This window comes from Geobacillus genomosp. 3 (genome assembly GCF_000445995.2).
GTDB lineage: Bacteria > Bacillota > Bacilli > Bacillales > Anoxybacillaceae > Geobacillus.
Window position 1 is genome coordinate 209,079 of the sequence record NC_022080.4, and the last position, 10,922, is coordinate 220,000.

10 protein-coding genes and 9 tRNA genes (1 of these 19 only partly in view) are annotated in these 10,922 nt (G+C 52.7%); 17 read left to right on the forward strand and 2 right to left on the reverse strand.

Annotated features, from left to right (window positions below):
• Positions 1 to 27: 27 nt before the first annotated feature.
• Positions 28 to 1,392, forward strand: a complete 1,365-nt coding sequence (locus tag M493_RS01160) for a DEAD/DEAH box helicase (protein ID WP_420480331.1) — start codon at positions 28 to 30, stop codon at positions 1,390 to 1,392.
• An 11-nt stretch (positions 1,393 to 1,403) separates the two neighbouring features.
• Here the strand turns inward: M493_RS01160 and M493_RS01165 are convergent, their stop codons facing one another.
• Positions 1,404 to 2,021, reverse strand: coding sequence for a rhomboid family intramembrane serine protease (locus M493_RS01165; protein WP_020958449.1), 618 nt, complete (start codon positions 2,019 to 2,021; stop codon positions 1,404 to 1,406).
• A gap of 153 nt (positions 2,022 to 2,174) precedes the next feature.
• On the opposite strand from M493_RS01165, the gene acpS reads away from it, so the two are divergent.
• From acpS to M493_RS01195, 6 genes are all read left to right on the forward strand, one after another.
• Entirely contained in the window at positions 2,175 to 2,564 is a 390-nt protein-coding gene (acpS, locus tag M493_RS01170) for a holo-ACP synthase (protein WP_020958450.1), read from the forward strand.
• 79 nt (positions 2,565 to 2,643) lie between these two features.
• Positions 2,644 to 3,657 carry a LolA family protein gene (locus M493_RS01175; RefSeq protein ID WP_020958451.1) on the forward strand — a complete coding sequence of 338 codons (1,014 nt, stop codon included), beginning with the start codon at positions 2,644 to 2,646 and terminating at the stop codon, positions 3,655 to 3,657.
• 300 nt (positions 3,658 to 3,957) lie between these two features.
• Positions 3,958 to 5,112, forward strand: coding sequence for an alanine racemase (gene alr / locus M493_RS01180; RefSeq protein ID WP_020958452.1), 1,155 nt, complete (start codon positions 3,958 to 3,960; stop codon positions 5,110 to 5,112).
• Positions 5,113 to 5,239: 127 nt separating this feature from the next.
• Positions 5,240 to 5,521, forward strand: a complete 282-nt coding sequence (locus M493_RS01185; protein ID WP_020958454.1) for a CopG family ribbon-helix-helix protein — start codon at positions 5,240 to 5,242, stop codon at positions 5,519 to 5,521.
• A gap of 4 nt (positions 5,522 to 5,525) precedes the next feature.
• Complete coding sequence (gene ndoA, locus M493_RS01190) at positions 5,526 to 5,876, forward strand: type II toxin-antitoxin system endoribonuclease NdoA (RefSeq protein WP_003253417.1); 351 nt, start codon at positions 5,526 to 5,528, stop codon at positions 5,874 to 5,876.
• Between the two features lie 600 nt (positions 5,877 to 6,476).
• Entirely contained in the window at positions 6,477 to 8,639 is a 2,163-nt protein-coding gene (locus M493_RS01195) for a Tex family protein (protein ID WP_020958455.1), read from the forward strand.
• 56 nt (positions 8,640 to 8,695) lie between these two features.
• Here the strand turns inward: M493_RS01195 and cmpA are convergent, their stop codons facing one another.
• The gene (gene cmpA, locus M493_RS18095) at positions 8,696 to 8,809 is read right to left on the reverse strand and encodes a cortex morphogenetic protein CmpA (RefSeq protein ID WP_128754812.1); all 114 of its coding nucleotides are present in this window, start codon (positions 8,807 to 8,809) and stop codon (positions 8,696 to 8,698) included.
• Positions 8,810 to 8,900: 91 nt separating this feature from the next.
• Between cmpA and M493_RS01200 the strand changes: the two genes are divergently transcribed.
• From M493_RS01200 to M493_RS01250, 10 genes are all read left to right on the forward strand, one after another.
• Positions 8,901 to 9,362 carry a SprT family protein gene (locus M493_RS01200; RefSeq protein WP_020958456.1) on the forward strand — a complete coding sequence of 154 codons (462 nt, stop codon included), beginning with the start codon at positions 8,901 to 8,903 and terminating at the stop codon, positions 9,360 to 9,362.
• Between the two features lie 305 nt (positions 9,363 to 9,667).
• Positions 9,668 to 9,742: transfer RNA gene (locus M493_RS01205), tRNA-Asn, on the forward strand.
• 6 nt (positions 9,743 to 9,748) lie between these two features.
• Positions 9,749 to 9,841 (forward strand) — tRNA-Ser (locus tag M493_RS01210).
• Between the two features lie 16 nt (positions 9,842 to 9,857).
• Positions 9,858 to 9,929: transfer RNA gene (locus M493_RS01215), tRNA-Glu, on the forward strand.
• A gap of 29 nt (positions 9,930 to 9,958) precedes the next feature.
• Positions 9,959 to 10,034: transfer RNA gene (locus M493_RS01220), tRNA-Asp, on the forward strand.
• A 13-nt stretch (positions 10,035 to 10,047) separates the two neighbouring features.
• Positions 10,048 to 10,122: transfer RNA gene (locus M493_RS01225), tRNA-Gln, on the forward strand.
• Between the two features lie 462 nt (positions 10,123 to 10,584).
• Positions 10,585 to 10,660, forward strand: a tRNA-Lys gene (locus M493_RS01235).
• A gap of 4 nt (positions 10,661 to 10,664) precedes the next feature.
• Positions 10,665 to 10,746, forward strand: a tRNA-Leu gene (locus tag M493_RS01240).
• 13 nt (positions 10,747 to 10,759) lie between these two features.
• Positions 10,760 to 10,842 (forward strand) — tRNA-Leu (locus tag M493_RS01245).
• A 77-nt stretch (positions 10,843 to 10,919) separates the two neighbouring features.
• Positions 10,920 to 10,922 (forward strand) — tRNA-Arg (locus M493_RS01250) (it continues 74 nt past the right edge of the window).

Below are 10,922 nucleotides of genomic sequence, written 5' to 3' on the forward strand. Positions count from 1 at the left end.
CAAGAACTAGGATTAAGTCAAGACGTAATGAAAGCTGTCGAGCGGATGGGGTTTGAAGAAACGACCCCGATTCAAGCGAAAACGATCCCGCTCAGCCTGCAAAATAAAGATGTGATCGGCCAAGCGCAAACCGGAACCGGGAAAACCGCAGCGTTTGGCATCCCGATCGTCGAAAAAGTGGACGTCAAAAACGGCGCCGTTCAAGCGCTCGTCGTTGCACCGACGCGGGAGCTCGCCATTCAAGTGTCGGAAGAACTGTATAAAATCGGCGCGGTCAAGCGGGTGCGCGTCCTGCCGATTTACGGCGGACAGGATATTGAGCGGCAAATTCGCGCCTTGAAAAAACATCCGCACGTCATCGTCGGCACGCCGGGCCGCATCCTTGACCATATCAACCGCGGCACGCTGCGCCTTGAGCACGTGCATACCGTCGTGCTCGATGAGGCCGATGAAATGTTGAATATGGGCTTTATTGAGGACATTGAAGCGATTTTACGCCATGTGCCGACCGAGCGGCAGACGCTGTTGTTCTCTGCGACGATGCCGGATCCGATCCGCCGCATTGCCGAGCGGTTCATGAATGAGCCGGAGCTCGTCAAAGTGAAGGCGAAGGAAATGACCGTGCCGAACATTCAACAGTACTACTTAGAAGTGCACGAGAAAAAGAAATTTGACATTTTGACACGGCTTCTCGATATCCAGGCGCCGGAGTTGGCGATCGTGTTTGGCCGCACGAAGCGGCGCGTCGATGAGCTTGCCGAGGCGCTCAACTTGCGCGGCTATGCGGCGGAAGGCATCCATGGCGATTTGAGCCAGGCAAAGCGGCTGTCGGTGTTGCGCAAATTTAAGGAAGGATCGATTGAAATTTTAGTCGCAACGGACGTTGCCGCGCGCGGGCTCGATATTTCCGGCGTGACGCACGTGTATAACTTTGACATCCCGCAAGACCCGGAAAGCTATGTCCATCGGATCGGACGCACCGGGCGCGCCGGCAAGACAGGGATGGCGATGACGTTTGTGACACCGCGGGAAATCGGTCAGCTCCATCATATTGAGCGGACGACGAAGCGGAAAATGGAGCGGATGAAGCCGCCAACCCTCGACGAGGCGCTTGAAGGCCAACAGCGCGTCGCCATTGAAAAGCTTCTCAATGTCGCGGAAACGGAAAACTTATCATTTTACAAGCGGGCCGCCGAGGAATTGCTTGAAGAGCATGACTCGGTAACGATCGTCGCGGCCTGCCTGAAAATGTTGACGCGCGAGCCGGACACGACGCCGGTGAAGTTGACGGAAGAGCCGCCTTTAGCGGTCAAACGGGAGAAAAAGCGAGGCGGCCGCCCGGACAGCTCAGCGCGCGGCCGGACGAAAAAACGGCGGATTACGGCGCATTAAGCGCCGTTTTTTCATGGCCGAACCACATGAAACGACGGCGGTCCGGGGCGGACAGCCAAAAACGGAGCGAGCAGCCCGCCGGTGACAAAGCCGAACAGATGGGCGATGAGGTTGCCGTCCGGCTCCATCAAGCCGAGCAGCAGGTTGATGGCCATAGCGGCCAACAGCAACTGGGCGTGCCGGGGGGCGATGAGGTCACGGCGAAAAAGGGCGAGATAGCTGTACATGCCAAATAAGGCAAAAATGGCACCTGACGCCCCGACATGGCTGTACATCGGCGGCAGAAGCAATACGGTAGCGATATTGGCGCCGACACCGCCCCCAAGATAAAGAAGTAAAAATTTCCCTTTCCCGAGCGCGCGTTCCAGCCAGGGGCCGAACAGCCATAACGAAAGGCTGTTGGCCGCCATATGGTTGAAATCGTAGTGCAGCACGAGCGGACTAATCAGCCGCCAATACTCCCCGTTGCGGAGGGCATCATTCGTCCCGATGACATGCTGCCAAATCGGTTCAAGTGCCGAGAGGGGGATGACGAACAACAACCACAAAACGATATGCGCCAACAGCAAGGTTGATACGACCGGGCAGAGACGGATGAGTGAGCGGACGCCCCCAGTATAGTGAAACATACTTTTGTCTCCCTTCTTTATCGAAAATCGTTTATCCTTTCGTAGGCAGGGTGATGTGGCTAGAGGCTATGTCCATGTTCTATAAGCCATCTTATGCGCAAAGATTGCAAAAAATCGATCGGACTCTATAGCACGGATTAGGTGGGGAAAGTGATGATCGTTGGCATCGGCATTGATATTGTAGAGTTGCAGCGGGTTCATTCGCTCCTTAAGCGCAGCGGTAAATTCCCTGACCGGATTTTAACGCCGCGGGAAAAGGCGCGGTTTGATGAGTTGCCGCCCGCGCGGCAAGTGGAATTTCTCGCCGGACGGTTTGCGGCGAAGGAAGCGTACGCCAAAGCACTTGGGACAGGGATTGGGCGGCACATCTCGTTTCAGGATATCGAGGTTGTTTCTGATGCGTATGGAAAGCCGAGCATTGCCGCCCGCCGCAGCGGGGAAGTCATTCATTTGTCCATTTCCCATAGCCGGGATTATGCGGTCGCCCAAGTCATCATTGAGCGCTTCGGGCTGAACGGGCCATCGGATGCTTGCCACGGCTAGTCTGCATATTCCCGGGTGTTGTCTCATATATTGTAGTGCATGTGCAGAAATCGATATATGAGGCAAAGGGGTTGAAGAGATGGGCAGAAAGGTGCTTTTGGCATTGGTCGGCATCATCTTTTTGTTTGCTTTAGCCGGGTGCGGGGCGAAATCACAGGAGGAAGTGCTCAAGGCGCTCAATGAAAAGATGGATGAGATGACAGGTTACCAAGCTGAGGCGAAAATGACGTTCCGCACCGGCGCCGAGCCGCAAGTGTACCATGTGGAAGTGTGGCATAAGCAGCCGTCGTATTACCGCGTCAGCTTGAAAAACGCCGACAAAGGGCAAAGTCAAATGATTTTGCGCAACGATGAGGGAGTATTCGTCTTTACACCTGCCCTCAACAAAAGCTTTAAGTTTGTCAGCGACTGGCCGAAGAACAGCAGCCAAGCGTATTTGTATGAATCGCTCGTCAAAGACATTTTAAGCGACTCAAAGGCGAAGTTTAAGGCGACGAAGGATCACTATGTATTTGAGACAAAAACGAACTATCCAAATAGCGAAGTCGTTCCGACCCAGGAAATTACATTGAGCAAAAAAGATTTGACGCCTGTCTCGGTCAAAGTGATGGATACAGACCGAAAGGCGCTGTTGACAGTGGAATTTTCCAACGTTGAATTTAACAAAAAATTCGATGATGATGCATTCGATACGTCGAAAAACATGACCGGGGCGCGTCTCGAAGTGCCAGCGATGGCGGAAGGGAAAGAACAAGTGATGGAAGTCATGTATCCGAGCCAGCTCCCGGAAGGCGTCCAAGCGCTTGAGGAAAAAGAAGTGAAAAGCGAAGACGGCACAAGAGTCATTATGACATTTGGCGGCAAGAAATCGTTTACGCTCGTTCAAGAAAAAGCGGAAGTGCTCCCGGCAACGAGCATGCCAGTGCTTGTCAACGGGGATCCGGTTGATTTAGGCTTTACGGTTGGCGCCCTCACGGACCAAACATTGACATGGTCGTACAACGGAGTGGAATTTACGCTCGCTTCCGATGATCTCACTCCGGAGGAAATGGTGATGGTCGCCAGCTCAGTGCAAGAAAAAGCAACAAAATAACCGTACGACTGGTGAAAAAGGCGCGCCTTTTCGCTTTCAGAGCGGAAAGCCGCCTTATTTTTTCGACGCGCAAGACCCGGACGAATAGAAGTCGGTGTCACCATCTAAAAACAGCGTGCTAACAGCCGGCATAGGCTGTCTCATGAGCGGGAACAAGGCAACCAGCCTTTTCCGTTGTGTTCAGGCGCTTTTCTGACGTTCAACTATTTCTTCTTCGTCAAAGACGTGGTAAACTAAGAAAGGATAAACACGGATTCAAACGCTTTCAAACTTGCGTGATTAGAAAGGCAGCGAGAGAGGATGGACGATTTTCACCGGGATACATGGGCGGAAATTGACTTGGATGCCATTCACGACAACGTCGCGAATTTGCGCCGCTTTTTGCCGGATGGCACGCGGGTTATGGCCGTTGTAAAGGCGAATGCCTACGGACATGGTGACGCCCAAGTAGCGGAAACGGCGCTAGAAGCCGGCGCTTCCTACTTAGCCGTCGCTTTTTTGGACGAGGCGCTCGCTTTAAGGAAAAAAGGTGTCAATGCACCCATTTTAGTGCTCGGGGCGTCCCGGCCGATGGATGTGGCGCTAGCCGCTCGACATCGTATTGCGCTAACTGTGTTTCGTGCCGATTGGTTAGAACAGGCGTCATCTGTTTACACCGGTCCGGACCCGGTTTACCTCCATTTAAAAATGGATACCGGAATGGGAAGGCTTGGGGTAAAAGACGGGGAGGAGACAAAGCGCATTATGACGCTGATTAATCGCCACCCCCGCTTTATCCTTGAAGGTGCATACACGCATTTTGCGACGGCCGATGAATTGAACACAGACTATCTTTCTTATCAATACAGCCGCTTTTTGCATATGCTTGAATGGCTGCCAGCGCGGCCGCCGCTCGTTCACTGTGCCAACAGCGCGGCGGCGCTCCGCTTCCCCGATCGGGCATTCAATATGGTTCGCTTTGGCATTTCCATGTATGGGCTCGCCCCGTCGACAGACATCAAGCCGCTGCTTCCATACGAACTAAAGGAGGCATTCTCGCTCCATAGCCGCCTCGTACACGTGAAAAAGCTGCAACCGGGTGAAAAGGTGAGTTACGGAGCAACATATACCGCAAAAGCGGAAGAGTGGATCGGCACGATCCCGATCGGCTATGCGGACGGATGGCTGCGCCGCCTGCAACATTTTCATGTGCTTGTGAACGGACAAAAGGTGCCGATTGTCGGGCGCATTTGCATGGATCAATGCATGATCCGCCTGCCTGAACCGTTGCCAATCGGCACAAAGGTGACACTCATTGGCCATCAGGGAGATGAAACCATTTCCATCGATGACGTCGCCCGCCATTTGGGAACGATTAATTATGAAGTGCCTTGTACGATCAGTTACCGCGTGCCCCGTATTTTTTTCCGAAATAAGCGTATAATGGAATTGAGAAATGCTGTTTGTCACGGGTGAAGCGGTGCATAATCTGCTTCAGAAGACAAAGGATAGAAAATGGAGAAATGACTTTGCAGCGCCGTTGTTTAATGGTATCATGAAATGGAAGCAATGAATGGCTGCAGTTCGTGGAGGTGTATGATTCGTGTCGGAATCTGGCGCAACAACGGAAATCATCGTTCGTTTGCCGCAGTCGCTGCTGACGGAACTGGACGGGCTTGTGAAGCAGGAGAACGGCAATCGCAATGAACTCATTTATCAGGCGACGAAAATGTATATTCGTGAGCGGAAAAAACGGCAAATTCGCGAGGCGATGAGACGAGGCTACATGGAAATGGCCAAAATCAATTTATCTATTGCTTCTGAAGCGTTTCATGCTGAATATGAGGCCGACCACACCGTTGAACGCTTAGTTAGCGGGGGGTAATGCTTTGATTGTCAAACGTGGCGACGTTTATTTTGCGGACCTTTCCCCGGTCGTTGGCTCAGAGCAGGGCGGCGTGCGCCCCGTGTTGGTGATCCAAAACGATATCGGCAATCGCTTCAGTCCAACGGTTATTGTGGCGGCGATCACGGCGCAAATCCAGAAGGCGAAGCTGCCGACCCATGTCGAGATCGATGCGAAGCGCTACGGGTTTGAGCGGGACTCGGTCATTTTGCTTGAACAAATCCGTACGATTGATAAGCAGCGGCTGACTGACAAAATCACCCACCTGGATGATGAGATGATGGACAAAGTCGATGAAGCGCTGCAAATCAGCTTAGGACTGATCGACTTTTAACGAATTTCCAAAAGAAGTCTCCCGCCTCAAGGAACGTGAGGGGCACAGCCCAGTGAGCAGGTGGGAGAGGAATGTCGGCTGGCTTCAGTCAAAACGCATGATACAATCCGTCTCGATCATGTTCGTTGTGAACGGGAGATGAGGGGGTTGCATGGAGAAAACCCAATGCGAAAACCAAGCAAAGCCTTTCATGCGGAAAAGATCCGAGGTGCGAAAGAACTCCGAATCATCGGATGACTAGGGTGGGAACGACCCGAAGTCACGCTCAGGGAGATGAAAGGTTGCGTTCACCGTGGAACGGAGAAGCCCCCACTTCAAGCGTTCGCTAAGTGGTGAGTCGTTCACCGTGGTATGAAGCCCCCTGCTTTAGCGAGTTAAACAGTAGGAGGAGCGATGTTTTGTTTGCCAAGGGCAAACGGGCGGATAGGAGAAGCGGCATTGGCGTGCGACGCCGGGCGTTATGATGGAATTTTCGCGCCAATGGCAAAGATGGGCAGATCGGCTGCCATAACGGTCTGTCCTTCCGCTTTTATATAGGTGCACAAAGCAGCTGCGGACAGGTAGCTCTTTTTTTATGCCGTACACAAGGGAGGGAAACGCTTGGCGAACGAACAGCGGCTCATTTCAATCATTGCCGCCGAACAACAGTTGGCGGTGAAACAAGTCGAGAATGTCATTACACTTCATCAAGAAGGCAACACCATCCCGTTTATCGCTCGCTACCGGAAAGAGATGACCGGGGCGCTTGATGAAGTGCAAATTCGTGCGGTGCTTGAGCGCTGGGAGTATTTGCAGCATTTAGAGCAGCGGAAAGAAGAGGTCATTCGGCTGATCGATGAGCAAGGGAAATTGACCGAAGAGCTAAAAAAGGCGATTATAAGCGCCACGAAACTGCAGCAAGTCGAAGATTTGTACCGCCCATACCGGCAAAAGCGGCGCACGAAGGCGACGATCGCGAAAGAAAAAGGGCTTGAGCCGCTTGCCGATTGGCTTCTCGCTTGCCCTGCCGCCCCGGTTCCGGAAGAGAAGGCTCGGGTGTTCATTGACGCAGAAAAAGGGGTCGCAACGGCAGACGAGGCGCTGCAAGGGGCGAAAGACATCATCGCCGAGCGGGTGGCCGACGATGCTGCTCTTCGTCAATGGGTGCGGGAACAGACGTGGCGGAAAGGGACGATCGTGTCCACCGCGAAGGCGCCGGAGAAGGACGAAAAAAACGTATACGAGATGTATTACGACTACGAAGAACCGGTGGCGAAAATCGTTCCCCATCGCGTCCTGGCGCTAAACCGCGGCGAAAAAGAGGACGTGCTGCGCGTCTCAGTCCAAGCGCCTGCCGAAGAAATCATCCGCTATTTGCAGCAAAAAACAGTCGCCAATGAGTTATCGCCAGCAGCCTGGCTCGTGGCCGAAGCGGTGGAAGACGGATACAAACGGCTGATGGAGCCCGCCATTGAGCGCGACATCCGCAACGAGCTGACAGAAAAGGCGGAAGAGCGGGCGATCCATATTTTTGCCGAGAATTTACGCAAACTGCTTCTTCAGCCGCCATTGAAAGGAAAAACGGTGCTCGGCGTCGATCCGGCCTACCGGACGGGATGCAAGCTCGCTGTCGTTGATGAAACAGGGAAGCTGCTTCGTATTGATGTCATTTACCCGCACCCGCCGCAAGAGAAAAAGGATGAAGCGAGGGCAAAGCTTCTTCGTTTGCTTGACGACTATCATGTGGATATGATCGCCATCGGCAACGGCACAGCATCGCGGGAGACGGAGCAGTTTGTTGCTGACACGCTCAAGCAAGTCGAGCGCGACATCTTTTATCTCATCGTCAACGAAGCCGGGGCGAGCGTCTACTCAGCCTCCGACCTTGCGCGCGCCGAGTTTCCCGATTTGCAAGTTGAAGAGCGGAGCGCGGTCTCCATCGCCCGCCGCGTCCAAGACCCGCTCGCCGAACTGGTTAAGATTGACCCGAAATCGGTTGGCGTCGGCCAATACCAGCATGACGTCTCACAAAAAAAGTTGGCTGAGTCGCTCCGTTTCGTCGTGGAGACGGTCGTCAACCAAGTGGGTGTCAACGTCAACACCGCCTCCGTTTCGTTGCTCCAATACGTCTCGGGACTGACGAAAACGGTGTCGGAAAACATTGTCAAACGCCGTGAAGAGCAAGGAAAATTCCGCAGCCGCGAGGAGCTGAAAGCGATCCCGCGTCTTGGGGCGAAAACATACGAGCAATGCATCGGGTTTTTGCGCATTGTCGACGGCGACGAGCCGCTTGACCGCACGCCAATTCACCCTGAGCGCTACGCGGAAGTGAAGCAGTTGTTGCAACAATTAGGATTTACAGCCGCCGCCATCGGCAGCGATGAGCTTCGCCAAGCGCTCCAAGCCATCGACGTGAAAGCAGCGGCGGCTGAATTCGGCATCGGCGAACTGACGCTCCATGACATCATCGATGCCTTGCGCCGTCCGGAGCGCGACCCGCGCGATGAGCTGCCGAAACCGATATTGCGAAAAGACGTCTTGAAGATGGAAGATCTAAAGCCGGGCATGGAGCTCGAAGGAACGGTGCGCAACGTCGTCGACTTTGGCGCCTTTGTCGACATCGGCGTCAAACAGGACGGGCTTGTACATATTTCCAAACTGAGCAAACAATACGTCCGCCATCCACTTGATGTCGTCTCCGTCGGCGACGTCGTCAAAGTGTGGGTAGAAAGTGTAGACGCAGCGAAAGGGAGAATTTCATTATCGATGCTTCCGCCGGAATAAGACGGAAGGGCTGTCCCATACTGTTCAATAAACAGTGGGACAGCCCCAAACACATTTCACGAACAGTGTCTTCTCCGATAAAAAAACCAACATTGGTTTAACAGTTTAATTTGATCGCGATTTTTCTCATAATAGGCTCGTCTCATCTGATTTTTCAGCCATGTAGGCAAAGCAGTCACCCCCCTAACAACGGAAAGGTAGTATATAATATATGTAGCTATACATTGTCTCGTGCCAAAAAGATGGAGGAGGACGCCCGCCATGGATCAAACACGGTTGCAAACACTCGTTGAACAAATTTCTATGAGCACATTTGGCAAGCCGTTCCGCCATACCGCTACCTTCAACCCTCGGCTCCGCACCGTCGGCGGGCGCTACGTGTTGCAAACTCATAACATTGAGTTAAACAAAAAACATTACGACACGTACGGCGAAGAAGAACTCGTGGCTATCATTAAACATGAACTATGCCATTACCATCTGCATTTGGAAGGAAAGGGATATCGCCACCGCGACCGCGACTTCCGCGAGCTGTTAAAAAAAGTAGACGCGCCTCGTTATTGCCGCCCGCTCGGCCAAAAAACAGACAGGCCGAAAACGATCTATACATACATTTGCACATCTTGCGGCCTGACGTACACCCGAAAAAAGCGCATGAACATCGCCCGCTACGTCTGCGGACGTTGCCATGGCCGACTTAAACTAACAGGTCAGCTCTGTTGAACGCTTCCTTGCTTATGCCGAACCCTTTTAAGAACATTCGACGTGTTTCTCGCGAAGGAAACGAAGCTTTTTATGGAGTTCTTGTATCACGGCACGGACATGCGGACTTCCTCTTCGAAAAGACATCAGCATCACCTTTTGCAAAAAAGAGGTTGACAATTGAAGTGGAAATATGCTAAATTATAAAAGCCGTCGCCAAACGGCGATGAAACAAACAGCAAAAAACATGTTGACAAAGAATCAACAGCTCAATATAATAAACAATGTCGATTGCGAAACAGTGGATAAAGATTTGGTTGCATTATTCCGCAATAGCTCAGCGGTAGAGCAACCGGCTGTTAACCGGTAGGTCGTAGGTTCGAATCCTACTTGCGGAGCCATCGTATGGAGAAGTACCCAAGTGGCTGAAGGGGACGGTTTGCTAAACCGTTAGGTCGTGACTTAACGGCGCGCGGGTTCAAATCCCGCCTTCTCCGCCACTTTCAATAGTCGCGTGGCCCGTTGGTCAAGTGGTTAAGACACCGCCCTTTCACGGCGGTAACACGGGTTCGAATCCCGTACGGGTCATTTACAGCGCGGGGATTCCCCGCGAGAACGGTCCCGTAGTGTAGTGGTTAACATGCCTGCCTGTCACGCAGGAGATCGCGGGTTCGAGTCCCGTCGGGACCGCCATTACACCAATCGCTGGGCCATAGCCAAGCGGTAAGGCAACGGACTTTGACTCCGTGATGCGCTGGTTCGAATCCAGCTGGCCCAGCCATTTTTATTATTAATACATACCTCGGGCGACCAGCCCGGTGGGAGTTTTATGAACCATTCGCTCAGCAACGAGCGATGCATCGTCGAATAGGCTACGAGTTGCCCCGACGCACTTGACTTCCTCGAATAAGCTTGCAGAGGAAGGGGCAGGTAGAGCAAAGCGATACTCAGAGTGTTATTGAAAATATGAGCCATTCGCTCAGCAACGAGCGATGCATCGTCGAATAGGCTACGAGTTGCCCCGACGCACTTGACTTCCTCGAATAAGCTTGCAGAGGAAGGGGCAGGTAGAGCAAAGCGATACTCAGAGTGTTATTGAAAATATGAGCCATTCGCTCAGCAACGAGCGATGCATCGTCGAATAGGCTACGAGTTGCCCCGACGCACTTGACTTCCTCGAATAAGCTTGTAGAGGAAGGGGGCAGGTAGAGCAAAGCGATACTCAGAGTGTTATTGAAAATATGAGCCATTAGCTCAGCAGGTAGAGCATCTGACTTTTAATCAGAGGGTCGGAGGTTCGAGTCCTCCATGGCTCACCATTTCGCGGGTGTGGCGGAATTGGCAGACGCACCAGACTTAGGATCTGGCGCCTCACGGCGTGGGGGTTCAAGTCCCTCCACCCGCACTCAATTAAATACGCGGTCGTGGCGGAATGGCAGACGCGCTAGGTTGAGGGCCTAGTGGGGGCAACCCCGTGGAGGTTCAAGTCCTCTCGACCGCATTTTACTCAAATAAAAAAACATTGACAGAGACAAATGAAAATGATAAAATAGATTTTGTTTCTCTTTAAAAAATATTGCG